Below are 23,753 nucleotides of genomic sequence, written 5' to 3'. Positions count from 1 at the left end.
CGCTATCAGATGAGGGTGGTCGCCGCCCGGAACAGGCTGGCCCACATGACCAGCGGCACCGCGACGAACAACGTCAGGCGCATCGCGGCTGGGCGGATGGTGAAAGGCGCGGGCGCAACGACCGCCGAGGCGGCAATCCGCTTCTGGAGCGCGTGGACGGGCGAGTGCACCGCGACGTCACCGTCCTGCGGGAGCCGCGGGCCGATGGCATCGGCATCGATCGAAATCGGCAGTCGGAACTGTGTCTTGGCCATGTCTCACCTCTGCGCAGAAAATAGCGCCGCGCTCGTAAACAAAGCCTTAATGTCATGACCCATTGGCTGCTGACCCGCTACGAGCACCTGACCCTGTGGATCGAGGGGGCGAGCGGCAGCGATCGAGCCGCGCATCTCCATGCCGGTCTGCTGATCTGGCTGGCGGCCGCGCTGATCCTGCGCAGGCCACTGCGCGACATACGCCCGATCCTGATCGTGGCGGCGGCGGAAGCGGCGAACGAGTGCGCGGATCGCTATGTTCACGGCAGTTGGCGCTGGCCCGATACGATCGGCGATGCGGTGACAACCCTGTTCTGGCCGACCATGATCCTGTTGCTCTTGCACCTGCGGCCCAGACTGCGGCGTTAGTCGGGAAATCGGCTCAACTGTCGGCGAGTTGTGTCGGCAATGGGCCATTTTCAAAGCAAATCTCTGGATCATCCCCCCGAAATCTGCGATGTTGCAGCGCAACGTATCGTGAGGAATCGGGATAAGTGGATGGCTACAGAGGCCCCAACCCTACCCCCGCCCACGGAGGGTCGTCGCGCATCGCATCGTATGCGTAGGCAAGCGAAACGCTATGCCTGCCAGATGGGTTTTCATCGGCGCGCATCGGTGATCATGATCGGCCACCGTGCGCTTTCCGAATGCGGCCATTGCGGCGCTGACCTTGTTCGCTCTCGCCGCGGCTGGCGCGAGATGCGGGCCGATGAGTTGCCCGAAGGCTGGACCCCCAAACCGCCGACCCAGCGCATGTCGCGCGCCTGGCTGGTGGTGATCGCGCTGCTGCTGGTGATCGCGATCGTCGTGTTTCGAAAGTTCGTCCTCCACCGCTGACGTTTCCCACGCGGGAACTTTGTGATCGCGCGCATCGTTTGCGTAGCGGGCATTCACTGATTGTCAGACAAGCGCCGACGCGTTGACGCCGGCCGGAGGAGAGGTATGCGACCGATCGAAACGACGCGTCCGCGCGCTGCCAAGGCTTTACACGGCCTGATCCTGGGCCTGCCGATCAGCATGGCCTTATGGGTCGGAATCGGCGTGATGGCAGCGACCGCCATATCCTGACGATCCGACTTCAGCGTCTAGGGATCACGAACGAACGGCGACCCAGTTGGGGCCACGCGCGGCCTGCCGCATGTGGAAGCGATAGCCGATCTCTTCGAGCTTGCCGTAGGACAGCACAACCGCGAAGCGATTATCCAGCACGTAGGTGATCGGCGTGCCGTTCTTGACCGCATCGACCGTCAGGATCGTATGATAGTCGCCATTTTCGGTCCACGCGGTCGCCAGACGCACCGCCGACAGCGGCCAGCCCGCGGCGAGCAGGCGGGCGCGGGCGAGAAGCGCGATATCCTCACAATCGCCCTGGCCATTGGCAACCTGCCAGACGTCGGCCTGCCCTTTCTTTTCAGCGACCTGACGCACCGCGCGAAGGCTCGCCTGCACGGCCTGAAGCTCTTTCCAGCGGGTCTGATCGAGCCGGACGACCTTGCACGAAGGATCGTTGGCGTTCTGGCCACAGAAGTTGAGCCAGCCGGCCGGCGGCATCACGATCCCGCCGTCGCGCATCGCGCCCGATGCGCTGCCGACGCGCGCGCCACCCTGATCGGTCGCGCAAGCCGACAGCGACAGAGTCGCCATCAGGCCGAGCGCCGCCGCGCGAAACCGCGCGCCGAAGGTGACCGAACCGTTCATCAAATACGCCATGATCAGTTTCCGCCTCTGCTGTGCGGATCCTGATCTAGCCCCAGCCCCTCACCACATGGCTACCAGGGCTGGTTAGCGCGACGTTAGGGCTGATTTGGTTGGGGCTTTAATCCTCCCCGCCAGGGGGAGGATCGATAGGAATCAGAAGAAGCGTTCGGGAATACGGATGATGTCGCCGGGCATCACCTGATCGCCGGGCTTGGCGACCTGTTCCTTCTTTTCGGGATCACTCGCGCGGATGATCAGGACCTTGTCCTTCTTCGCGCGATAGGTGTAGCCGCCCGCCAGCGCGACGGCATTGAGCACATTCATATCGCTGACATAGGCATATTTGCCCGGATCCTTGATCTCACCCAGCACATAGAACGGGCGGTAGTTCAGCACTTCCATCGAAACCGATGGATTGAGCATGTAGCCGCCATCCTTGAGCGTCTTGGTGAGATAGGTGATGACTTCGGGGACGCTGCGCCCCGCGACCGGAACCTCGCCGATCAACGGCAGCGACATCATGCCCGCGCCGCTGATCTCATATTGGCCCGAGAGCATGTCTTCGTTGTAGATCGCGATCTTCACCTTGTCGCCCGCGCCCAGACGATAGCCTTCGGTGCCCCGCACGGGACCCGAAGCGGCCGCCTGCGCCGCGGCGAGGGGTGCCGACCCGGCAGGGGCAGTCACGTCCTGCGCCATGGCAGGCTGAATCGTCATGGAAGCGAGGAGAAGGCCAAGCCACATCAATACTCTGGTACGCACGGTTAAACCCCACCTAGGAAAAATCGCTATTCTCCTTATAGTGCATAAAGCGCGCCATGTCCCGTTTCTCATTCGATTTCCTGCGGCGCCGCAAGGCACCTTCCCGCGCCCCGGCATCGCTGCCATCGGGGCTCCGCGTCTATGCCATCGGCGACGTACACGGGCGGCTCGATTGCATGCTGATGCTGGAGCCGGCGATCCGCCGCGACCTGATCAAACGGCCGCCGCAGGGCGATGCGATCGTCATTTTTCTGGGCGATTATATCGATCGCGGGCCGGATTCATCGGGCATTATCAACGTGCTGCGCCATCGCCGCTTCGCGGGCCTTCCCGCGCGCTTCCTGCTGGGCAATCACGAAGATGCGATGCTCCGTTTCCTGGAGGATGCGAAGATCGGTCCGGCCTGGTTCGCGCATGGCGGGATGGCGACGCTGGCGAGCTATAGCGTCAAGCCCGCCGGGGAATCGCGCGAAAGCCGCGACGAACAGTTGCGCCAGGGGCTGATCGAAGCGTTGCCGGCCGCCCACCTCGCCTTCCTCGAATCACTCGAACTGTGGATCGAGCTGGGCGGCTATCTGTTCGTCCATGCCGGCATCCGGCCGGGCAAACCGATCGAGCAGCAGCGCCGCGAAGACCTGCTGATGATTCGCGACCCTTTTTTCGCGGGCATCAACCTGCGCTGGCGCGTGGTGCACGGCCATACCGTGATCGAAAAGCCGCTGCTGACGCGCGACCGTATCTCGATCGACACCGGCGCTTATGCCACGGGCAACCTGACCTGCGTGGTGATCGAAGGCGAATCCGCCGAGATATTGGTTTCCTGAGGCGCGCCCCGGTTCGACCAAAGTCGGACTTCGGCGCGGCGCATTGCCCGGATGTGGTTAACCCTTCGTTTATGCCTGCGGGTGTAGAAGCTGAGTCGTGCCTTCTTCCCCTTTGGGCACGCTTTCCTCCCAAGCAGGCTTAACAGCCTTACTGGGCCGCTCTTCGGAGCGGCCCATTTTTTTTGCGGCAAAAAGGCGCTAAGGCGCCGGCCATGTCACAGAAGGAACATGTCGAGGGGCGCCGCGCGGTGGTGCTCCTGTCGGGTGGGCTCGATTCGATGGTGTCGGGCGGGCTGGCGCGCGAGCAGGGCTTTACCCTCGCCGCGCTCACCGTCGACTATAACCAGCGCCATCGGGTCGAGCTGGAGGCGGCGGCGCGCGTCGCCAAGATGCTCGACGTCGACACCCACGTCACCCTGCCGCTCAACCTGCGTGCCTTCGGCGGCTCCGCGCTGACCGACGATATCGACGTGCCCAAGGACGGGGTCGAGGAAGGCGCGATCCCGGTCACCTATGTCCCCGCGCGCAACACCATCTTCCTGTCGCTCGCGCTGGGCCTTGCCGAAGCGACCGGCGCGCGCGACATCTTCCTGGGCGTCAACGCGCTCGATTATTCGGGCTATCCCGATTGCCGGCCCGAATTCATCGCCAAGTTTCAGGAACTGGCCGACCTCGCGACCCGCATGGGCGTGGAGGGGCAAGGCTTCACGATCCACGCGCCGTTGCAGCACATGACCAAGGCCGACATCTCGGCCGAAGCCGCTCGGCTGGGCCTCGACGCGGGACAGAGCTGGTCGTGCTACGATCCGACGCCCGACAACAAGCATTGCGGGCTGTGCGACAGCTGCCGCCTGCGGTCGGCCGGGTTCGAGGCCGCGGGTCTGCCCGATCCGACCATCTACGCGACGCACCCTTGATGAGCAGCTATGCGGTCAAGGAGATCTTCCTGACGCTGCAGGGCGAAGGGATGCAGGTGGGGCGGCGCGCGGTGTTCCTGCGCTTTTCCGGCTGCAACCTGTGGACCGGGCGCGAGCAGGACCGCGCCACCGCCGATTGCCGCTTCTGCGACACCGACTTCGTCGGCATGGATGGCGACAATGGCGCGCGCTATCCCGATGCCGATGCGCTGGCCGACAAGGTGGTGGCGTTGTGGGGCGACCAGCCCGACCCGTTCGTGGTGATGACGGGGGGCGAACCGCTCCTCCAGGTCGACGACGCGCTGATCGCGGCATTCAAGGCGCGCGGCGTCGAGACGGCGGTCGAGACCAACGGGACGCAGGTGCCGCCGGACGGGATCGACTGGATCTGCGTCAGCCCCAAGGCGGGGACCGAGATCGTCCTGCGCCGGGGCAACGAACTCAAGCTCGTCTGGCCGCAGCCGGGGCTCGATCCGCGCGACCTGATCGACTGGGATTTCGATCATTTCCTGCTGCAACCGATGGACGGCAGCAACCTGAACGACACCCGCGCGTCGGCGATCGGCTATATCCTGGAACACCCGGCGTGGCGGCTGTCGACCCAGACCCACAAGGTTATCGGGATACGGTGACGATAAAATCCTCCCCCGGAAAGGGGGAGATGGCAGCTCGCAGAACTGACGGAGCGGTATTGGCCGGCAGCGAAACCCGCGTGGAGAGCTACCCCTCCACCGGCTGCGCCGGTCCCCCTCCCCTCCGGGGGAGGATTTAGAAGCGATAGATCAGTTCGCGCGGCCGCCGGTCGCCGAGGCGACGCTGTAGCGGACCACCGCGCATTCGGATTTGAGCGCGCCCTTCTTCCAGCAGCTGTCGGCGAAGGACGGCATCGGATAAGCCGACGACGCGAAGTAGCGGCGCGAATAGATCTGGTCACCCGCAGGCACCAGGCTGTTGCGGAACTCCTGCATCCGCGCCAACGCGAGATCGCCAAGGCCGCCGCGACCCATCTTGCGGGCGTCGCTGCCGATCTTGCTCGCCGTCTCGCAGAAGCCGAGCTGCGCATGCATCGTCGAGAAGCCGTTATAGGTCTTGGTGGTGTACTGATCGAACGCGGTCTGCCACTTCGGCCCGCCGGTGCGCTTGAAATAGCCGCCCAGCGCCTTGTAGGCGGTGTTGAGTTCGACCGCATTCTTGTTCAGCAGGTCGTTGTAGTTGCTGACCGTGAACAGGATCGGCGAGAACTGGCACTGGAGCGCCGCGACGTTCAGGCCGGCGCGCATGTTCCACAGCATGTGCGCCTTCAGCTCGGCCGGAGTCGCCTTGGGCATCGGCAGGCCGATCCCCGGTTCGGTGCCCGTCACCGGCGCGCCCGTGAAGTTGGGCGTGTACCAGAACAGATAGGCCGAGGCCGGGCTCGCCATGCCGATCGCGGCAGTCGCCGCCAGGATCGCACCGATCGTTTTGCGCATGTTCATACCCTTTTCTCTCCCGGGCCGTCGGCCGGAATTATATTGCGTTGGATGCGTTGTCCGTCGTGTCGGCGGCGGCATTGTCGTCCAGATTGGCGCTGCCAGCCGCATCGAGCGTCGCCGCGTCGACCGCGGTCATATCGTTCATCGAGCCGTCCATCGCATTCATCGCGACGATATTCGTGTCGGCGCTCTGATCCTTCTTGCCGCAGGCGGCGAGCGCCAGCGTAGCGCCGAGGATGAAGGCGGCAGCCAGCCGCGCGCCGGTCGGATATCGCATCGAAGCTCCCTGAATGCGGTGTTGTCGATGCGAATCATACCCCACGCGACTCGGCGGCTCAAGCGCTGGGGCGAAGTTGTTTCTCACCCGATTCGAGTGCGTTGAGCAGCACCGGGAAATGGCGGCCGAGCGCCATATCGAGCGCACTTATATCGCCGCCGGCACCGAGTTTCGCCATACTGGTCACCGCGAATTCGGGCAGACCGCACGGAACGATGCCCGCGAAATGGCTCAGATCCGGATCGACGTTGATCGCAAAGCCGTGAAAACTGACCCAGCGCCGCAGCCGCACGCCGATCGCCCCGATCTTGGCTTCATCCGCCCCAGCACCCGTCCAGATGCCGACGCGCCCCGGCTCGCTGCGCGCCGCGATGCCGAAATCGCCGAGCGTGGCGATCAGCCACGCCTCGATCCCGCCCACGAAGGCGCGCACATCGCGTCCGCGCTTGTCGAGATCGAGCAGGACATAGCCCACGCGCTGGCCCGGCCCGTGATAGGTGTAGCGCCCGCCACGGCCCGTATCGAATACGGGGAAGCGATCGGGGGTGAGCAGTTCTTCGGCCACCGCGCTCGTCCCCGCCGTGTAGAGCGGCGGATGTTCGAGCAGCCAGATCATCTCGCGCGCCTCCCCCGCGCGGATCGCGGCCGCGCGCGCCTCCATCTCGGCCAGCGTCTCGGCATAAGGCGATAGACCCGGCGTCACGCGCCATTCGATGTCGTCACTCATGCGACGCAGATGTCCTCTTGCCGGTCGGGGATCAAGAGACGCAGTCTGCCCGCAATCATAAGAGAGGATCGATATGGACGAGGATCAGGCGGCCCTGGCGCTGTTTCCGGGGTTCGAGAGCAAACGGCTGACCGTCGATGCGGATGTCGACATCCACTATGTCACGGGCGGCAAAGGGCCGCCGCTGCTGCTGATCCACGGCGCGCCGCAATCGCACATCATGTGGCGGCGCATGGCGCCGCTGCTGCGCGATCGCTTCACCCTGATCATCCCCGACCTGCGCGGCTATGGGCGCAGCGGCAAGCCGTGGAAGGGCGATTATTCGAAGCGGCGGATGGCTGCGGACATGATCGCGGTGATGGACGCGCTCGGCCACACGCACTTTTCGGTCGCAGGGCACGATCGCGGGGCGCGGGTTACGCGACGGCTGGTGAAGGATCATGCCGACCGCATCGATCGCGCGGTGATCCTCGATATCGTGCCGACGACGTGGCTCTATGGCCACATCCACAAGAAGGCGCAGATCAACCTGTGGAACTGGGCGCTGTGGGCCGCGCCCGAGCCGATCGCCGAAACCGTTCTGAACCCCGAAGCGATGCTGAAGCTGATGGTGCGATCGATCGCACCCGAGCCCGAGGTGTTCGACGATTATGTCCGCACCAATGGCAATATCGAGAGCCTGCACGCGATGTGCGAGGATTATCGCGCGGGCGCCGGGATCGACAGCGAGCATGATGCCGCGGATGCGGCCACGAAGATCGCGACGCCGCTGCTGGTGCTGTGCGGCACCCGTTCCTCCTCGACGCTGACCGTGTTCGATGTCGAGGCCGCGTGGCGCGCGGAAGCGACCGACGTACGCTTCGGCGAGGTGGATTGCGGGCACTTCCTGCCTGAGGAGGCCCCGGAGGACACGGCGGCGGCGATGCTGGACTTCCTCCAATAATCCTCCCCCGCCAGGGGGAGGTGTCAGCTTTAGCTGACGGAGGGGGAGGATACGGAACCTCCATGTCATCGCCGTCCTCCCCCTCCGTCGCCTTCGGCGCCACCTCCCCCTGGCGGGGGAGGATATTGTGGCGGCACATTGCGCCGCGCCCCGTTCACGGGATAGGCAGGGGTATGACCGGATTTTCGATCGATACTGTCTGGGAGGAGATGACAGCCTTCCTGCGGCGGGAGCATGCATTGCTTCTGCCGCTCGCGCTTGCCACCTTCGGGCTGGCGCTCCTGCTGCTTGGCATCGCGGCCGATGCGCCCCGCCCCGCTGATGGCGCCATGCCGCAACCGGGTCTGCGCGCGTTGTGGGTGATACCTGCGCTGGTGCTGACGACTTTGGGCAACATCGCGGTGAGCGTGGTCGTTCTGCGGCCCGGCCAGACGCTGGCGGATTCGCTGCGCCTGGCGATCACCCGCCTGCCTGCCGCGATGGGCATATTGGGTCTGGGGATGCTGGCGATGTTTGCGCTGATCATCGTGCTGACGATCGTGGCGCTGGGCGTGGGCATGGGAACGGTCGGCAAGGGCATGGACGCGCTGGTCGCCATCATCGTCGTGCCGGCGATCTGGGTGTCGGTGCGCATGCTCGTGCTGTGGCCGGCTGTTGCCGACAGCGGGCGCGGGCCGATTCCGTCGATCAAGCTCGCCTTCGCGATGACGCGGGGGCAGGCGCTCAAGTCGCTCGGCGTCACCGTGATCTTCGCATTGGTCTATGTCACGCTCGTGTCGATCGCGCAGCTCGTGCTGGCATCGCTGTTCGGGCTGATCGGCCTTGCGGTGGGGCAGGCCGCGCTGATGAAGCTGATCGTCAGCATCGCGGTGGCGTTCATCGGCGCGGTGCTGATGATGGGGTGGACCGTCTATCTGGCGCTCGCCTACCGCAAACTCAAAGCATAGGCGTCCCTAAATCCTCCCCCCGGGGGAGAGGATTGTTCAGAGCATGGGAACGTGCGGGCTCGCGTCGGCCGACAACAGGCCGGCGCGGCGCGGATCGGCGAAGGTTTCGACCGCGCGGGCAAAGGGCTTGAACCCCTGCTTGATGTAGAAGGGCAAGGCCGCCGGATGATCGCAGGTGCAGGTGTGGACCCACATCCGCTCCACCCCCTTGCGCCAGCCGAGCATCATCGCCTGCCCCATCAGCCAGCCGCCATGCCCCTTCCCCGCCAGTTCGGGAATCAGCCCGAAAAAGCCGATCTCGCATTCGCCAGCCTTGCGAAAATCGAGTTCGAGCATGCCGATCTCGAGCCCGCGTGCGTCGGTCATCGCGTAGATCTCGACCGCCGGGTCGTGGATGATCGCGACCAGCTCGGCCTCGGGCATCACGAGCCTCGAGAACCACAGCCACTTTTCCCCGACACGCCGGAACAATGCGCGATATTTCTCCACCGAGGGCGCCTGCCACCGCACCAGCCGGAACGGCGCGGGCGCGACCGCCCGCGGCTTGGGTCGCTCGGTCATCTCCAGCGAGGTGACGATCGTCGCGACGAGATGCGGTTCGACAGGCGTTAGCGGCATATCACTCCCATGTCGCAGTGGGCGGCAGGCTCATCAGGATCGCGTCGATATTGCCGCCGGTCTTGAGGCCAAAGGCGGTGCCGCGATCATAGACGAGGTTGAACTCGGCATAGCGCCCGCGGAAGTTGAGCATCGCGCGCCGATCCTCGTCCGACGCCGCGATTCCCATCCGCGCGCGCACGATCTTCGGGAAGATGTCGAGAAACGCCTCACCCACATCGCGCGTGAAGGCGAAGTTCGCGTCGAACCCCGCATCGTCGGCGCATTCGAGATGGTCGTAGAAGATCCCGCCCACCCCGCGATGGACGTTGCGGTGGGGAATCCAGAAATAATCATCGGCCCACGCCTTGAACCGGTCATGATAGTCGGCGCCGTGGGGATCGCAGGCCGCCTTCAGCCGCGCGTGGAAGGCCGCCGTATCCTCATCATAGGGAATCGGAGGATTGAGGTCTGCGCCGCCGCCGAACCACCGCTTCGTGGTCGTCAGATAGCGCGTGTTCATGTGGACGGCGGGAACATGCGGGTTGGCCATGTGCGCGACCAGGCTGATTCCGGTCGCGAAGAAGCCGGGATTCTCCTCGCCCGCGCCGTGAATCGTCTTCGCGAATTCGGGGCTGAAGGCACCGCCGACGGTCGATACGTTGACGCCGACCTTTTCGAACACCTTGCCCTTCATCAGCCCCTGGACGCCGCCGCCGCCCGCCGCAGCGGGATCGCCATCGCGATTCCAGGGCGTGTAGCCGAAGCGCGCATCGCTGCCCGCCTCCGCCTCGATCGCCTCGAACGCGGCGCAGATCCGGTCGCGCAGTGATTCGAACCAGGCGCGCGCGGCCGTCTGGGCATCGTCCAACTTCAGTGTCATTCGGGCCATCCTCCGGTCTGGCGCAAGGCTTCGGCGGTGGCGATGCCAGCCGACATCCCCAGGTTCAAGGATCGGAAACCCGCCCGCATGCCGATGCGGACGCGCAGATCGGCGGCGTCGTGCACATCATCGGGCACGCCATCGCCTTCCGAACCGAGCAGCAGGATATCGCCCGGCTCGAACCGCGCGTTGACGATCGTCAAATCGGCCTTCGTGGTCAAAAGCACGATCCGGCCCGGCGTTGCGGCCCGGAACGCCGCCCAATCGGGGTGGCGGACGACTTCGGCGGCGGCGGCATAGTCCATGCCTGCGCGCTTCAGCGACCGATCCGAAAAGGCGAATCCGCACGGCTCGATAATGTCCACAGGGACCCCGAAACAGGCTGCCATGCGCAGCACTGCACCCACGTTTCCGGCAATGTCCGGCTGATAAAGCGTGATCCGCATGCGCGGGCGATAGGCGAATATGTCGCATCGCGGCAAGATTCTAGGAATTGGGATTGGCAAAGCCGTTGATCCGGCGCTATCAGGCCGGCCATCCGCCGGGGGTATAAGGCGGATGCGCGGCTTTCAGGGGGCTGCGGCGGGAACGCCCGAAACCTTGAAAAGTCCGCGCGGGATCGTGGCAGCGCAAAGGTTTCGGAATGGCGACGCTCGAACATAGTGAAACGCCCGGCGAAGTCGCCGGAGACGGCGTCCGTCGCCGCGACTTCATCAACATCGCCGCGGTTAGTTTCGCTGGCGTAGGCGCAGCCACCGTGCTGCTGCCGTTGATCAATCAGATGAACCCGTCAGCCGACGTGCTCGCGCTCGCCTCGATCGAAGTCGATCTGGCCGCGATCAAGGAAGGCCAGGCGATCAAGACGATCTTCCGCAAGCAGCCGCTGTTCGTGCGCCACCTGACGGCGGCCGAGATCGCGGCCGCGGACAAGGTCGATGCCGCCAGCCTGCGCGATCCGCAGACGCTGGAACAGCGCACGCTCGCCGGCAAGAAGCAGTGGCTGATCACGATGGGCGTCTGCACCCATCTGGGCTGCGTGCCGCTCGGCGCCGGCGAAGGCGAGGTCAAGGGTGAGTTCGGCGGGTATTTCTGCCCGTGCCACGGCTCGCACTACGATACGGCCGCGCGAATCCGCAAAGGCCCGGCCCCGAAGAATCTCGAGGTGCCGGTGTACAAATTCGCTTCCGACACCGTCGTCCAAGTCGGCTGAGGTAGAAAGACATGAGCTTCCCCTGGGCAAATCATTACGCGCCTAAGCATCCGCTGATGCGCTGGCTGGACGAAAAGCTGCCGCTGCCGCGCCTCGTTTATAACGCGGTCGGCGCGGGCTATCCGGTCCCCCGCAACCTCAACTATTTCTGGAACTTCGGCGTGCTTTCGGGCGCGGCGCTGGGCATCCAGCTGATCACCGGCATCATCCTGGCGATGCACTATGCCGCCAACGGGCTGGTCGCCTTCGACAGCGTCGAACATATCATGCGCGACGTGAACTCGGGCTGGATGCTGCGCTACGCGCACGCCAACGGCGCGAGCTTCTTCTTCATCGTGGTCTATCTCCACATCTTCCGCGGCCTCTATTACGGATCGTACAAGGCCCCGCGTGAGATGGTGTGGCTGCTCGGCCTCGTCATCTTCCTGCTGATGATGGCGACCGCGTTCATGGGCTACGTCCTTCCCTGGGGCCAGATGAGCTTCTGGGGCGCCAAGGTGATCACCGGCCTGTTCGGCGCGATCCCCGTGGTGGGCGGACCGATCCAGACCTGGCTGCTGGGCGGCTTCGCGCCGGACAACGCCGCGCTGAACCGCTTCTTCTCGCTCCACTATCTGCTGCCGTTCGTGATCGCCGCAGTGATCATCCTGCACATCTGGGCGCTCCACATCCCGGGTTCGAACAACCCGACGGGCGTGGACGTGAAAGGTCCGCAGGACACCGTGCCGTTCCACCCGTATTACACGGCGAAGGACGGTTTCGGGCTCGGCGTGTTCCTGCTGCTCTACTGCGGCATGCTGTTCTTCGCGCCCAACTATATGGGCCACCCGGACAACTACATCGCCGCCAACCCGCTCTCGACGCCGGCGCACATCGTTCCCGAATGGTATTTCTGGCCGTTCTACGCGATCCTGCGCGCCTTCACCTTCGACATCTGGTTCATCCCCGCCAAGCTGCTGGGCGTGATCGCGATGTTCGCGTCGATCCTGCTGCTGTTCTTCCTGCCGTGGCTGGATAAGTCGCCGGTGCGCTCGGGCAATTATCGCCCGGCGTTCAAGAAGTTCTTCGTGCTGCTGGTCATCGACGTGCTGATCCTGGGCTATTGCGGCGGCGCGCCGGCGGAAGAGCCCTATGTGATGATCTCGCAGCTCGCGGCGGCCTATTACTTCGCGCACTTCCTGATCATCCTGCCGATCGTGTCGAAGCTGGAAAAGCCGCTGCCGCTGCCGAACTCGATCACCGAGGCGGTTCTGGCCAAGAGCGGCCAGGCTTAAGGGGAAAGACAAGACAATGGTTCGTCTCATCGCATTCCTCGCCGGCCTCGGCTTCGTCGGGATCCTGCTCTACTCGCTGATCATGGGCGCGGTGTCGTTCGTCAGCGAGCCGCCGGCCAAGACGGTCGAGCATGAGTTCCACCTGCATCCGAAGGAGCTTCACCTCGCTTCGGACGGGCCGCTCGGCAAGTTCGACCGCCAGCAGCTCCAGCGTGGCTTCCAGGTTTACAAGGAAGTCTGCGCCGCCTGCCACTCGCTCCACCAGGTCGCGTTCCGCGACTTCAAGGATCTGGGCTTCTCGGAAGCCGAGGTTAAGGCGATCGCCAAGGGCTGGGCCACCGAGACTCCCTCGGTCAACCCGGAGACCGGCGAGCCCGCGACCCGCAAGTCGACCCCGGCCGACAAGATCCCGAGCCCCTACGCCAACGAGGTCGCTGCCCGCGCCGCGAACAACAACGCGCTGCCGCCAGATCTCTCGCTGATGTCGAAGGCTCGTCACGACGGCGGTGCGTATATCTACTCGCTGCTGACGGGTTACACCGATCAGGCCGGGTTCAAGAACCACGCCGGTCAGGAGCTCCTGAAGGAGTTCCCCGACGCCAAGACCCCGGACGGCCTGCACTTCAACCCGTACTTCGCGAACCTGAACATCGCGATGCCGCCGCCCCTCGCGGCCGACGGGCAGGTCACCTATGCCGACGGCACGGTGGCGACGAAGGATCAGATGGCCAAGGACGTCTCCGCCTTCCTGGTGTGGAGCGCCGAGCCCAAGCTCGAAGCCCGTCACCAGACCGGCGTCGCGGTGATGATCTTCCTGCTGATCGCGACCGTCCTCGCCTGGTTCTCGTACCGGAACATCTGGGCGGGTATTAAGCACTGAGCGGTCTGACCGCCTCGAACAAGAAGGGCCGCCCGGCGATGCTGGGCGGCCTTTTTTGCGCCCTCCTGATGGCCACGCCGCTCCATGCGGAGGCGCGCCCCGCCGCCCTGACCCCGAAGGTCCGCGAAGCGATCGTTCAACGCCTCGACGCGCGGCTGGAGGCGTTCACGCAGCGCAAGGATGCGATCCGGGTCGGCATAGCCGCGGTCCACCTCGAAAGCGGCGCGGCGCTGTCGGTCAACGGCGACGAGGCGTTCCCGATGGCGAGCGCCTATAAGCTCGCAGCCGTCCTCACCCTGCTCCATCAGGTCGAACAGGGCCGCTTCACGATGGATCAGATGATCCCGGTGGACGACGCGCTGCGCGTCCAATCGGGCGGCATCAGCACGTCGATGCCGCATCCCGGCATCGCCCTGTCGGTCGCCAACCTGATCGATCTGACGATCACGCGCAGCGATAACACCGCCGCCGACATGGTGACCCAGATGGTCGGCGGCCCGGCGGCGATCACCGCGTGGCTCAGGAGCGTCGGGATCGAGGGCCAGCGCGTCGACCGCGACGTTGCGGGGCTGATCTTCGACTACAAGCACCTGACGCCCGAAGCGGGCAGGAACCAGGCACAGACGCTCGCGCGTGTCATGTCACTGCGCGACGACAATCCAGACGAGCCGAACAGCACGCTCGACCCCGCCTTCATCGCCGATCCGCGCGACAGTTCGACCCCCGACGCGATGGTCGCGCTGCTGGCGAAGCTCCAGCGCGGCCAACTGGTCGACGCCGAACACACCGCCTGGCTGCTCGACGTGATGGCACACACCGTCACCGGGGCGAAGCGCGTGAAGGGGCTGCTGCCACCCCGCACCGTCTTCGCACACAAGACCGGCACGCTCGTCGGCATCTGCGCCGACGTCGGCATCCTGACCTTACCCGGCGGCGGCCATGTCGCAGTCGCGATCTTCGTGAAGAGCCATGACGACGGCGCCAAGGCCGAAGCCATCATCGCCGAAGCCGGCCGCACGATCTACGACGGGATGGCGTTGCTGGATTGACTCTCAAATCCTCCCCCGGGCGGGAGAGGATCAAATCAACCCGGCGTTTCGTCCACGGTGCGGTACCAGAGCATGTTTGCGGTCCAGCCCTTCTTCTGGGCTTCCTCGACAAAATGCTTGCGCCAGTCGTCACCGCGCATCGGCGGCGGGGCGGCGACGAGGCTACCGTCGAAGGGCTCGCGACCGGCGAGCAGCAGCAGGCCGGACAGCCCCTCATGATCGGTGTCGACCGGGATGCGGTAGCTCGATCCGCCCAGAGGCGTGATCGCGGCGCCCGGATCGTGGAGGATCGCTTCGAGTTCGGCGCGGCTGTTCGCGATCTTCTCGAACTGGCCGTTCGGCTCGATCCCGTAGAAGGCGAGCCCCGCGCCCTCGGTGCCGATGTCGATATCGACCGGCACGCGCACGACCAGCTTGCCGCCGGTCTGTGCGAGTTCGAACTTCGATCCCGGCGCGAAGATATGCGGGCTGCCCGCTTCGCGAATCGGCCGCAGCGCGTCGAGCGGCTCGCAAATGCCCTGGCTACCGACCAGGACGTTGTCATAGCTGACGTTGACGCCCTTAAGCCCCGCATCGCCGAGCGCTTTCTCGACCGCCGCCTTGGCGCCGGCCGTGTCGAGCGCGACGCCCTTGAGCGTTACCGACACCTGCCCGCCCCGATCACTGACGTCGGAGATGTCGATCCATGAACAGCCGATATTGGGCAAAGCCCCCTCGACCGCGGCGCGGGCCTGATCGTCGGGCTTACCGCTCTGCGCCTCGACGGCGGCGGGGGTGCCGCCCTTGCCGCCGATCACATAATAGCCACCGACCGCCGCGAGCAGCAGCGCGCCCGCCGCAGCCGCCGCGATAATCGCCTTGTTCGGCCCGCCGCTCTTGCTCGCGACGGCGCCCGTTGGTTCGCCCTGCTGGAAGGGTTGCGCGGTCGTGTAGCTCGCCATCGGAGTGGCCGTATCGCTGGCGCGCCGCTGCTGCCGCGCCCCGTCGATAACCGAGAGGACCGCGTCCATCGACCGCAGCCGCTGCGCCGGATCGGCGACGAGCATCGGTTCGAGCATCGGCACGAGTTCCGGCGACACGTCGCTCAGATCGACGCCCGCGCGCCGCCGGTCGACCGCGTCGACGAAGGTCGCGCCCATATCGAGTTCGCGCCCGCGCGCGACCGCGAGCAGGACGAGGCCGAGGCTGTAAATGTCGCTCCACGGCCCGACTTCGCGGCCAAAATCGCCGAGCTGTTCGGGCGCGACATAGTTGAGCTTGCCGGCGAAGCCATCGCCCACGATCGTCTTGCTGTCGGGCGCCAGATCCTTGGCGATGCCGAAATCGATGATCTTGGCGGCCTTGAGCTGACCACCTTCGAGCAGGACGTTGTCGGGCGAGATATCGCGGTGGATCGCGCCCAGGCTGTGCGCGACGCGCAGGCCGTCCGCCAGGCGACGCGCAAGGGCACGCACATCCGCCGGCGACGGCTTGAGCGTGGTCAGCACGTCGGCAAGGTTGGTGCCGTCGACGAATTCGGTGACGATGTAGAGCACGCCCAGCGTCGGTTCCTGCGCCAGCACGCGATATTGGACGAGCGCGGGGTGGCTGAGCCGCGTCAGCGTACGCGCTTCCTTGCGGAACATCGCCTGGACATTCTCGTCCGCCGCCAGCGCGGGGAGCATCACCTTGATCGCGACGCGCTCGTCCGACTGATCGTTGATGCCTTCGAACACCTCGCCCATGCCGCCGCGCGCGATGAAACGGGTGACGCGGAAGATGTGGTTGAGGACGTCATCGACCTGGATGTGGCCCGGCGCACGCGGCGGCGTGGCGGGGCCGGCGTTGAAGACGGTACGTTCGTTCTCGGGCGGGCGATCGTCGTTCATCGCGGCGCTCCCCCGCCAAGCGCGAGTTCGTCGGCGGTGACGCCCACGACGCAGACGGTGACATTGTCGGGCGCGCCGCGATCGAGCGTCATCGCGACAAGCTGATCGGCGATGCGGGTGGAGCCGCCGCCGCGCATCACATCCTCGATCTCATGATCGCCCACTACGCCGGTCAGGCCATCGCTGCACAGAAGGAAGATATCGCCGGGCGCGACCTCATCGACGAAAGCATCGAGCTCCATCCCGCCGTCGACGCCGATCGCGCGCGCCAACACATGGCGCATCGGGTGGACGGCCGCTTCCTCTTCCTTGATGAGCCCCCGGTCGAGCATCATCTGCACCTGGGTGTGATCGACGGTGAGCTGCACCAATTGCCCTTCGCGCAGCAGATAGGCACGGCTGTCGCCGGCCCAGAAGATGCCGAAACGATCGCCCAGCATCGCGAGCGCGACGACCGTCGTTCCCATCTGCGCCCCGCGGGCCTGCGATTCGGCGAAAATCTTGGCATTTGCGCCATAAATGGCGTCGGAAACCGCATCGATCAACGTTTCGAACGATGCGGCGGGCACGGCTTCGAGCGCGGCGATCGTCGCGGCCGAGGCCCAGTCACCACTTTCATGCCCGCCCATGCCATCGGCGACCGCCCACAGCCCGATATCGGGACGTGCGCAATAGCTGTCCTCGTTATGCGCGCGGACGCGGCCCGTATCGGTGCGAGACCCGGTATCGATGCTGAAATCGCCCATCAGTTGGCCCCACCCGGCAAGATCATCATACGCCACAGCCCTTCGGGATGCTCACCCGACAGGGTGGCCTCAGGAAACTCGTCATTGCCAAGCGTCCACCACCGGTCTTCGCACGAAGCAGCGCCGCCGCCAACCGCGCTGGCCGCGAGCGCATCGTATAGCTGATCGACCTGCCAACCCTGATCGAAGCCGTCATAGAGCCGGTCCTCACACAGGGCGGCGGCATCGTCGCCGACATTGCCATAGAGTGCCGCCACGATCGGGAAACGCCGCCCCGCCCCGTCGACCGACGGCGCGAGCGCGCCCGCCATGCGGACATCATCATGCGTCAGCAGGAAGCGCCAAACGGGCGCGCGATCATAGGCATCTTCGAACGCCGCATCGCCCAGCGTGCGGCGGGCGTCCGACAGCTGGCCCGACAACCAGCCGTCCCACCAGGCGCGCGCGGCGGCATCGAGCCCGCGTACTACGAAGTCGCGATGGGTGGGCAGCTTTCCGAAGACGAAGGCGTTCACGCGCCGCGCTCGCTTCGCTGCTCGATCGCAGCCACCGGCGTCGCCGCGGCAACCAGCGACCGCGCGTTGAGGATGATCAGCACCGCGCCGATGACCGTGACGACCGCGATCGCGCCGAGCGCGACGATCAACTGGGTCCGCCGCTTCGCGCGCGCCGCCGGGTTGCTCTGCACCAGCCCGGCCTCGGGGAACATCACGTCGCCGAGCAGCCGGTTGAGGAAATAGGCCCGGCCCGCTCCCTGCACCTTCTGGCGCGGCTGATCATAGACATCCGCCATGCCCGACATCATGCGATCGAGCGGGGTGCCCTCCTGCATGCCGCTGGTCAGATAGAAGCCACGCAGCACGCCCACCGGCTCGCCGCCCGCGAATGTCCGTTCGAGGAAGCGGACGAGCCGCGAGCGCAGTGCCCCGATCTGGCTGGGAAAGCCCAGGATCAACGCGCGCCGCTGCGCATCGGCTTCGGCAGACAGGCGTATCGCCTGGCGCGAGGAGATCGCGCGCGCCAGTTCGTCGAACGAATCGACCAGTCGCTGCGACGCGGTCGCTCCATCGGCATAAGGCAAAGTGTGTCCCAGCACCGCGCGGCGCCCCTCGACGTCCAGATCATCGTGATATTCGACGAAGCCGGCGATCAGATCGGCCTTGGTGAGCAGCACATAGATCGGGATGCCGACGCCCAGCCCCTTGCGGACTTCGGACAGCCGGCGGCGGACCGCATCGGCATGGCCGTCGATCGTCGCACGATCGCCGCGCATCAGTTCGTCGACGCCGATCGCGACGATAACGCCGTTGATCGGCTGCTTCGGCCGATTGGTCTTGAGCAGCCCGAGGAACTCGGCCCAGCCGCGCGCATCGACCGCCGCGTCTGAATCCTGGCTGGTGTAGCGGCCGGCCGTATCGACCAGCACCGCCTGTTCCGAAAACAGGAAGTCGAGATTGCGGGTGCCGCCGACGCCCTTGAACTGATCGGTCGAGACGGGGAAGCGCAGCCCCGAATTGACGAGCGCAGTCGTCTTGCCCGCGCCCGGCGGGCCGATGATGACATACCAGGGACGGTTGTAGAGATAGTCGCGCTGTCCGCCCGCGCTCTCCCGCAGGCTCTTGAGCGCATCGGTCATGCGGCCGGCAAGGATGCGACCTTCCTCGTCCGCGCCACCGCCCGCAAGCGAGGCCGCGATCGCATCCGAGGCCGCGCGCGCATTCATCACCCGCGCGAGCGAGATCGCGCCCCAGACCGCGAGGACCGCGACGACGATCGCGCCCCTGATCCACAGCGCCCCCAGCGCGGGCACGACGATCGGCGCGCCGATCGCGAGGACGACAATCGCGAGAAGCGCGATCAGCGCCGAGACGACCCACCAGTTTCCAAAGATGCGCCCCATGATCACGCCCTCCCGACGACGACATAGAGCGCGATCAGCAGCACTGCGGCCGCCAGCGCCGCGAGCGCGATATAGAGCCCGAAGCCCACCTTGGTGAGCGGCGCCTTCTGCCCGCGCCACTGGCGAACGAGGTGCCCGGCTCGCGGCGCTTCGAGTCCGGCGGCAAGGCCGTCCATATAGCCGCGGATCGTGGTGGCGCCGTCCTCGTCGCGATGGAAGCGGCCTTCATAACCCGCAGCGATGCACGCATGGTGCAGTTCGATCAGGTCGCGCCCCTGATCGGGGCGGGCAAGCAGATTGTCGCACGATTTCCAGAAGCGATCTTCCTCGACATCGTCCTTCACGAACGTGACGACCATCGAGCGCTTCTTCCATTCATCGCCATCCGCGCCGACGCCCGGCAGGTTGCCGACGATGTCGTCGACCGTCGCGCACAAGGCATAGCGGGCGGCGGCGCATTGCGGTTCGGGATAGTAATCCGCCGTGATCGCGTCGAATTCGCCGATCGCAGCCGCGGCACGGCGATTGAGATCAGGCAGCGGCACGCGCGCACGGCCGGCCCGCACGCTCGCCACCAGCGCGAGCAACGGCGCGGCGGCCCCCATCATCGTGTTGCGCAGGACCGGGGCGGTGGCCGGTGCAGGCACATCGTCGTGCGCGAGCCCCTGCGCACCCGAAGGCGCAGGCGCGGTGGGGGTGACGGGTGTCGCGGGCTTGAACTGAGTCGCACCCGTCTTCAGCCCCTGTAGCGGCGACGGGCGAAAGACCGTCCGGTTCGGTGCTGGCTGCTCGCCGTCCACGCTCATGATCGGATACCCCTATCCAGACTAAAGCATTGCTGCATCACGCGATCATCCCCCACGAAAAAATGCAGCCCATCTCTTTAAAGCACAGCTTCTCGTTCGTCGGAAGGCACGTTATCGTGGACGAAAAAGCAGCAAATGCTTCGTGATTAGTAGCAGGAGTAGGCGTCATGGGTGACGAATCGGGTTGGTCATCTGATTTCGATCTGTCGTTCGATCCCAAGACCTGGGATGTCGGCCCCGCCGCGGAGCCCGCGCCGGCGATGATGGAACGCGGTCAGATATCACGCTTCGCCATGTCGCTTGGGGGATCGGGCCTGATCCTCGCGCTCGGCGCCACCGCTGCACTGCTGTCGCACTAAGCCGGCAGAGCCACTGCGACGGGCTTCGCGCCGAAGCGCCACACCGCCAGCGGCAAGATGAAGGCGAGCAGGACGAAGCTGGTGCCCAGGCTCATATTGAGCCCCTCGGTCGATCCGCCCCACCACGGCATCCCCGCCAGTTCGAAATCGTAAAGCGCCCCGAACGATCCGACGCCCGGATTGGGATCGAGGCCGAGGACGAGCTGTTCGCTCCAGTTCCACGCGAAATGCGCCGCGCAGGCCGCGAGCAGGCCGCGCGACCGCAGCGTCAGCAGGCCGAAAAAGACGCCCGCCAGGAAGATGTTGAACAGCGTCAGCGGCGGACGCGGGCCGCTCGCCAGATGCACCACCGCAAAGCCCAACGCGGTCAGCAGCACCGCCGCCGCCCCGCCCCACACGCGTTCGAGCACCGGCTGCATCCAGCCGCGGAAATAGACCTCCTCGGTCATCGTCTGGAACAGGATCAGGAAGGTGCCGCCCCACCACCACAGGGTGATCCCGCCACCTGATCCGCCCCCGCTCAGCCCCCCGCGCAACCAGGCATAGCCCATGCCGATCACAACGCCGCCCACCCCCATCGCGAGCGAGGGACCGATCCAGCGCGCCGGATGGGCGCCCACCTGCGGCCGCACGCGCGAAAAGGCGCAGCCGACCAGAGCGAGCAGGGCAAGCGGCACGAACACCGCGAGCGTGAACAGGATATCGGCCAGCGGCGGGTTCGCTTCGATTGCGGGATGTCCGTCGAGAAAGGCACCCGCACCTTCGATGCAGCCCATCACGATCAACGTCGCGACCGCGACGAGGATGAAGAATTTGAGGATGGTCTTGCGACCCCTGTGCCGGTCGTCGATCGGCCGGTCGTCGCCCGCGATTTTCCCCATATTCACCCCCACGCCCGGGCTTATATCCGGTGTCGCAACCCCTTGCTGTGCATCAAGTCACAAGCAGCATCGCCTGACAAGGCGACACGGCCAATCGTAACGGAGCAGAAACCGTTTAGTTGCTGGCGACGGTTTCGGGCGCTCGACACAGGTCGGCCCAAGTTGCGCCGGTGACGGCGGCCAGCCGATCGGGCGTGATCCGGACCGAGCTGGTGCGCGATCCGGCGGCCGGAAAGACCAGATCGAAATCGCGCAGCGAATGATCGCAATAGACCGCCAATGGTGTGGCGAGGCCGAACGGGCAGACGCCGCCGACCGGATGTCCGGTCAGCGTCTCCACCTCCTCCGCACCCAGCATGCGCGGCCGCCCGCCGAGCGCATCCTTGACCTTGCGATTGTCGAGCCGCGCATCGCCGCGCGCAACCACCAGCACCACGCGATCACCGACGCGCACCGACAGGGTCTTGGCGATCCGCCCCGGTTCGACGCCCAGCGTGGCCGCGGCTTCCTCGACCGTCGCGGTGCTGGCGCCCTGATCGATGATCTCGGCATCGGGCGCATGTTCGGCGAGGAAGGCGCGAACGCTTTCGATCGTCATGCTGTCATCGCTCCCAGGTCCACGGAACCGGACACCTCTTTCGGCGTCCTTTCCCCCTCATGCCAAGGAGTGCCGAAATGCCGATCGTCGTCCAGCCCGTCAATTGCACGCTCAAGGCCGATTCGTCGAAGAAGAGTTCGACCGACGCGATGATCGCGGTGATGGGCACAGCCTTCGAGGCCGCAGGCGCCACGATGGCACCGACGATCCGGTTGGCTGCTCTCGACATCAAGCCGGGTGTCAGTTCCGACGAGGGCGCCGGCGATGAATGGCCCGGCGTGCGTACGAAGATCCTCGCCGCCGACATCCTGCTGTTCGGCACCCCGATCTGGATGGGCCAGCCCTCCAGCATCGCCAAAAGCGCGATGGAGCGGATGGACGCCTTCCTCGGCGAGACCGATGACCAGGGCCGGATGCCGAGCTACTCTAAGCTCGCGGTGGTCGGCATCGTCGGCAACGAGGACGGCGCGCATGCCAGCTCGGCGCTGATCTTCCAGGCGCTCAACGATGTCGGCTGGACGATCCCCCCGGTCGCCGCCTGCTACTGGGTCGGCGAGGCGATGGGATCGACCGACTTTCAGGATCTGCCCAAGACGCCCGACAAGGTGACGGAGACCGCTAAAATGGTGGCGAACAACGCGGTGCATCTGGCGAAACTGCTGAATGACAAACCCTTCCCAGGATAGAGGATCAGGCGCCCCCTATCCCCTGCCGGCACTTCATCAGCGGCTGGATGCGCGTGCCGAACGCCTCGACCCCCTCGATAAAGTCATCGAAAGTCAACAGCACGCCGCCCGTATTCGGCACCACGGCCATTTCGTCGAGCATCCTTGCGACGCTTTCGTAGCTGCCGATCAGCGTACCCATGTTGATGTTGATCGCACCTTCGGGCGCCGCGAGCTGGCGGACGTTGGTGGTCGTGTTGTGGGTGTCCTTCGCGCCCTGATCGGCGAGCCAGTCGATCGCGTCCAGATCGATGCCGTCATTATAGTGCTTCCACTTGGCGAAGGCTTCCTCGTCAGTTTCCGCCGCGATGATCATCACAAGAACGAAGATCGAAACGTCGCGCCCGGTCTTCGCGGTCGCCTGCGCGAGCCGTTCATTGTTGGAGGCGAAGGCGGTCGGCGTATTGACGCCCTTGCCCAGACAGAAGGCATAGTCCGCCCACTTGGCCGAGAAGGCGAGCCCCTCGTCCGAGCTGCCGGCGCAGATGATCTTCATGTCGCCGGTCGGCTGCGGGCGGACGCGGCAATCCTCCATCTGATAATAGGTGCCCTGGAAATCGGAGACACCGGTCGCCCACAATTCGCGCAGGATGCCAGCATATTCATCGAGCATCTTGTACCGGTTCCTGAAATGCTCGTCGCCGGGCCAAACCCCCATCTGCGTATATTCGGGCGGCTGCCATCCAGTGATCAGGTTCAGCCCGAAGCGGCCGTGGCTGATCGAATCGATCGTGTTGCACATGCGCGCGGCGAACGCTGGCGGGATGATCAGCGTCGGGCAGGTCGCGAAAATCTTGATCTTCTCGGTAACCGCCGCGAGGCCGGCCATCAGCGTGAAGCTTTCCAGCCCATATTCCCAGAATTCGGACTTTCCGCCGAACCCGCGCAGCTTGATCATCGACAGCAGGAAATCGAGCCCGTGCTTTTCGGCGCGGATCGCGATCTCCTTGTTGAGATCGAAGCTCGGCTTGTACTGCGGCGACGTCGTCGAGATTAGCCAGCCATTGTTGTTGATGGGAACGAAGACCCCGACCTGCATGACATTCCTTTCTCCTCCCCCGCCAGGGGGAGGTGGCGCCGAAGGCGACGGAGGGGGAGGACACGAACCCTCAGATTGGTCGCCGCCCTCCCCCTCCGTCAGCTGAAGCTGACACCT

31 protein-coding genes are annotated in these 23,753 nt (G+C 65.4%); 14 read left to right on the top strand and 17 right to left on the bottom strand.

Going from position 1 to position 23,753, the window contains the following annotated elements; translation table 11 throughout:
* Positions 1-5 precede the first annotated feature (5 nt).
* Complete coding sequence (locus FYJ91_RS08245) at positions 6-254, bottom strand: hypothetical protein (protein WP_149521786.1); 249 nt, start codon at positions 252-254, stop codon at positions 6-8.
* A 54-nt stretch (positions 255-308) separates the two neighbouring features.
* On the opposite strand from FYJ91_RS08245, the gene FYJ91_RS08240 reads away from it, so the two are divergent.
* The 3 genes from FYJ91_RS08240 (at position 309) to FYJ91_RS20990 (ending at position 1,322) form a co-directional block, all read left to right on the top strand.
* Complete coding sequence (locus tag FYJ91_RS08240) at positions 309-623, top strand: hypothetical protein (protein WP_149521785.1); 315 nt, start codon at positions 309-311, stop codon at positions 621-623.
* Positions 624-845: 222 nt separating this feature from the next.
* Positions 846-1,091: a hypothetical protein gene (locus FYJ91_RS08235; RefSeq protein WP_149521784.1), complete on the top strand. Its 246-nt coding sequence runs from the start codon at positions 846-848 to the stop codon at positions 1,089-1,091.
* 105 nt (positions 1,092-1,196) lie between these two features.
* On the top strand, positions 1,197-1,322 hold the full coding sequence (locus FYJ91_RS20990; RefSeq protein WP_281290580.1) for a hypothetical protein: 126 nt from the start codon (positions 1,197-1,199) through the stop codon (positions 1,320-1,322).
* 24 nt (positions 1,323-1,346) lie between these two features.
* On the opposite strand, the gene FYJ91_RS08230 is transcribed toward FYJ91_RS20990, so the two are convergent.
* Together FYJ91_RS08230 and FYJ91_RS08225 are read right to left on the bottom strand one after the other, a co-directional pair.
* Positions 1,347-1,964 carry a transglutaminase-like cysteine peptidase gene (locus tag FYJ91_RS08230; RefSeq protein ID WP_149521783.1) on the bottom strand — a complete coding sequence of 206 codons (618 nt, stop codon included), beginning with the start codon at positions 1,962-1,964 and terminating at the stop codon, positions 1,347-1,349.
* Positions 1,965-2,105: 141 nt separating this feature from the next.
* Positions 2,106-2,639, bottom strand: a complete 534-nt coding sequence (locus FYJ91_RS08225; protein ID WP_219822568.1) for a polysaccharide biosynthesis/export family protein — start codon at positions 2,637-2,639, stop codon at positions 2,106-2,108.
* A 131-nt stretch (positions 2,640-2,770) separates the two neighbouring features.
* Here FYJ91_RS08225 and FYJ91_RS08220 point away from each other — a divergent pair, with 131 nt between their 5' ends.
* The 3 genes from FYJ91_RS08220 to queE all read left to right on the top strand — a co-directional run bounded on the left by FYJ91_RS08220 (position 2,771) and on the right by queE (position 5,087).
* Positions 2,771-3,538 carry a metallophosphoesterase gene (locus FYJ91_RS08220; protein WP_149521781.1) on the top strand — a complete coding sequence of 256 codons (768 nt, stop codon included), beginning with the start codon at positions 2,771-2,773 and terminating at the stop codon, positions 3,536-3,538.
* 212 nt (positions 3,539-3,750) lie between these two features.
* Entirely contained in the window at positions 3,751-4,455 is a 705-nt protein-coding gene (gene queC / locus FYJ91_RS08215; protein ID WP_149521780.1) for a 7-cyano-7-deazaguanine synthase QueC, read from the top strand.
* The gene (gene queE / locus FYJ91_RS08210) at positions 4,455-5,087 is read left to right on the top strand and encodes a 7-carboxy-7-deazaguanine synthase (protein ID WP_149521779.1); all 633 of its coding nucleotides are present in this window, start codon (positions 4,455-4,457) and stop codon (positions 5,085-5,087) included. Before queC ends, queE begins: the two co-directional genes overlap by 1 nt.
* 150 nt (positions 5,088-5,237) lie before the next feature.
* On the opposite strand, the gene FYJ91_RS08205 is transcribed toward queE, so the two are convergent.
* The 3 genes from FYJ91_RS08205 to lipB are packed head-to-tail and all read right to left on the bottom strand — an operon-like array spanning position 5,238 to position 6,931.
* A complete protein-coding gene (locus FYJ91_RS08205; protein ID WP_149521778.1) occupies positions 5,238-5,924 on the bottom strand; it encodes a hypothetical protein in 687 nt (228 codons plus the stop codon).
* A 37-nt stretch (positions 5,925-5,961) separates the two neighbouring features.
* Positions 5,962-6,204, bottom strand: a complete 243-nt coding sequence (locus tag FYJ91_RS08200) for a hypothetical protein (RefSeq protein ID WP_149521777.1) — start codon at positions 6,202-6,204, stop codon at positions 5,962-5,964.
* A gap of 58 nt (positions 6,205-6,262) precedes the next feature.
* A complete protein-coding gene (gene lipB, locus FYJ91_RS08195; protein ID WP_149521776.1) occupies positions 6,263-6,931 on the bottom strand; it encodes a lipoyl(octanoyl) transferase LipB in 669 nt (222 codons plus the stop codon).
* Positions 6,932-7,004: 73 nt separating this feature from the next.
* Between lipB and FYJ91_RS08190 the strand changes: the two genes are divergently transcribed.
* Together FYJ91_RS08190 and FYJ91_RS08185 are read left to right on the top strand one after the other, a co-directional pair.
* Entirely contained in the window at positions 7,005-7,874 is an 870-nt protein-coding gene (locus tag FYJ91_RS08190; protein ID WP_149521775.1) for an alpha/beta fold hydrolase, read from the top strand.
* A gap of 173 nt (positions 7,875-8,047) precedes the next feature.
* The gene (locus FYJ91_RS08185; RefSeq protein WP_149521774.1) at positions 8,048-8,821 is read left to right on the top strand and encodes a hypothetical protein; all 774 of its coding nucleotides are present in this window, start codon (positions 8,048-8,050) and stop codon (positions 8,819-8,821) included.
* 36 nt (positions 8,822-8,857) lie between these two features.
* On the opposite strand, the gene FYJ91_RS08180 is transcribed toward FYJ91_RS08185, so the two are convergent.
* From FYJ91_RS08180 to FYJ91_RS08170, 3 genes are read right to left on the bottom strand one after another with little or no spacing between them, the layout of a single operon-like run.
* A complete protein-coding gene (locus FYJ91_RS08180) occupies positions 8,858-9,439 on the bottom strand; it encodes a GNAT family N-acetyltransferase (RefSeq protein WP_149521773.1) in 582 nt (193 codons plus the stop codon).
* Between the two features lies 1 nt (position 9,440).
* Positions 9,441-10,301 (bottom strand): oxygen-dependent coproporphyrinogen oxidase, encoded by an 861-nt coding sequence (hemF, locus tag FYJ91_RS08175; protein WP_149521772.1) that lies wholly within the window; start codon positions 10,299-10,301, stop codon positions 9,441-9,443.
* The gene (locus tag FYJ91_RS08170; RefSeq protein WP_149521771.1) at positions 10,298-10,747 is read right to left on the bottom strand and encodes a tRNA (cytidine(34)-2'-O)-methyltransferase; all 450 of its coding nucleotides are present in this window, start codon (positions 10,745-10,747) and stop codon (positions 10,298-10,300) included. Before FYJ91_RS08170 ends, hemF begins: the two co-directional genes overlap by 4 nt.
* 197 nt (positions 10,748-10,944) lie before the next feature.
* On the opposite strand from FYJ91_RS08170, the gene petA reads away from it, so the two are divergent.
* From petA to bla, 4 genes are all read left to right on the top strand, one after another.
* A complete protein-coding gene (gene petA, locus FYJ91_RS08165; RefSeq protein ID WP_149521770.1) occupies positions 10,945-11,511 on the top strand; it encodes a ubiquinol-cytochrome c reductase iron-sulfur subunit in 567 nt (188 codons plus the stop codon).
* Between the two features lie 11 nt (positions 11,512-11,522).
* Entirely contained in the window at positions 11,523-12,785 is a 1,263-nt protein-coding gene (locus tag FYJ91_RS08160; protein WP_149521769.1) for a cytochrome b, read from the top strand.
* 16 nt (positions 12,786-12,801) lie between these two features.
* Positions 12,802-13,665: a cytochrome c1 gene (locus FYJ91_RS08155; protein ID WP_149521768.1), complete on the top strand. Its 864-nt coding sequence runs from the start codon at positions 12,802-12,804 to the stop codon at positions 13,663-13,665.
* A 68-nt stretch (positions 13,666-13,733) separates the two neighbouring features.
* Entirely contained in the window at positions 13,734-14,714 is a 981-nt protein-coding gene (gene bla, locus FYJ91_RS08150) for a class A beta-lactamase (protein WP_181008400.1), read from the top strand.
* A 35-nt stretch (positions 14,715-14,749) separates the two neighbouring features.
* Here bla and FYJ91_RS08145 read toward each other — a convergent pair whose 3' ends face one another.
* The 5 genes from FYJ91_RS08145 to icmH are packed head-to-tail and all read right to left on the bottom strand — an operon-like array spanning position 14,750 to position 20,034.
* Entirely contained in the window at positions 14,750-16,582 is a 1,833-nt protein-coding gene (locus FYJ91_RS08145; protein WP_149521766.1) for a serine/threonine-protein kinase, read from the bottom strand.
* Positions 16,579-17,328 carry a PP2C family protein-serine/threonine phosphatase gene (locus tag FYJ91_RS08140; protein WP_149521765.1) on the bottom strand — a complete coding sequence of 250 codons (750 nt, stop codon included), beginning with the start codon at positions 17,326-17,328 and terminating at the stop codon, positions 16,579-16,581. Before FYJ91_RS08140 ends, FYJ91_RS08145 begins: the two co-directional genes overlap by 4 nt.
* Positions 17,328-17,843: a type VI secretion system-associated protein TagF gene (gene tagF, locus FYJ91_RS08135; protein WP_149521764.1), complete on the bottom strand. Its 516-nt coding sequence runs from the start codon at positions 17,841-17,843 to the stop codon at positions 17,328-17,330. The genes FYJ91_RS08140 and tagF overlap by 1 nt, the downstream gene beginning before the upstream one ends.
* Positions 17,840-19,228 (bottom strand): type VI secretion system membrane subunit TssM, encoded by a 1,389-nt coding sequence (gene tssM / locus FYJ91_RS08130; protein WP_149521763.1) that lies wholly within the window; start codon positions 19,226-19,228, stop codon positions 17,840-17,842. The genes tagF and tssM overlap by 4 nt, the downstream gene beginning before the upstream one ends.
* A gap of 2 nt (positions 19,229-19,230) precedes the next feature.
* A complete protein-coding gene (gene icmH / locus FYJ91_RS08125; RefSeq protein ID WP_149521762.1) occupies positions 19,231-20,034 on the bottom strand; it encodes a type IVB secretion system protein IcmH/DotU in 804 nt (267 codons plus the stop codon).
* 167 nt (positions 20,035-20,201) lie between these two features.
* Here icmH and FYJ91_RS08120 point away from each other — a divergent pair, with 167 nt between their 5' ends.
* The gene (locus FYJ91_RS08120; protein WP_149521761.1) at positions 20,202-20,393 is read left to right on the top strand and encodes a hypothetical protein; all 192 of its coding nucleotides are present in this window, start codon (positions 20,202-20,204) and stop codon (positions 20,391-20,393) included.
* Here the strand turns inward: FYJ91_RS08120 and FYJ91_RS08115 are convergent.
* Together FYJ91_RS08115 and FYJ91_RS08110 are read right to left on the bottom strand one after the other, a co-directional pair.
* Positions 20,390-21,274 carry a CPBP family intramembrane glutamic endopeptidase gene (locus FYJ91_RS08115; RefSeq protein WP_149521760.1) on the bottom strand — a complete coding sequence of 295 codons (885 nt, stop codon included), beginning with the start codon at positions 21,272-21,274 and terminating at the stop codon, positions 20,390-20,392. The two genes, FYJ91_RS08120 and FYJ91_RS08115, sit on opposite strands and share 4 nt — an antisense overlap.
* A 115-nt stretch (positions 21,275-21,389) precedes the next feature.
* Complete coding sequence (locus tag FYJ91_RS08110) at positions 21,390-21,872, bottom strand: YbaK/EbsC family protein (protein WP_149521759.1); 483 nt, start codon at positions 21,870-21,872, stop codon at positions 21,390-21,392.
* Between the two features lie 77 nt (positions 21,873-21,949).
* Here FYJ91_RS08110 and FYJ91_RS08105 point away from each other — a divergent pair, with 77 nt between their 5' ends.
* A complete protein-coding gene (locus FYJ91_RS08105) occupies positions 21,950-22,558 on the top strand; it encodes a flavodoxin family protein (protein ID WP_149521758.1) in 609 nt (202 codons plus the stop codon).
* Positions 22,559-22,562: 4 nt separating this feature from the next.
* On the opposite strand, the gene rutA is transcribed toward FYJ91_RS08105, so the two are convergent.
* Positions 22,563-23,636 (bottom strand): pyrimidine utilization protein A, encoded by a 1,074-nt coding sequence (gene rutA, locus FYJ91_RS08100; protein ID WP_149521757.1) that lies wholly within the window; start codon positions 23,634-23,636, stop codon positions 22,563-22,565.
* Positions 23,637-23,753 lie beyond the last annotated feature (117 nt).

Origin of the sequence: Sphingomonas montanisoli (assembly GCF_008274695.1) — a bacterium.
Lineage (GTDB): Bacteria > Pseudomonadota > Alphaproteobacteria > Sphingomonadales > Sphingomonadaceae > Rhizorhabdus > Rhizorhabdus montanisoli.
The sequence above is the reverse complement of the archived record's forward strand: the minus strand, read 5'-3'. Positions and strand labels throughout refer to the sequence as shown.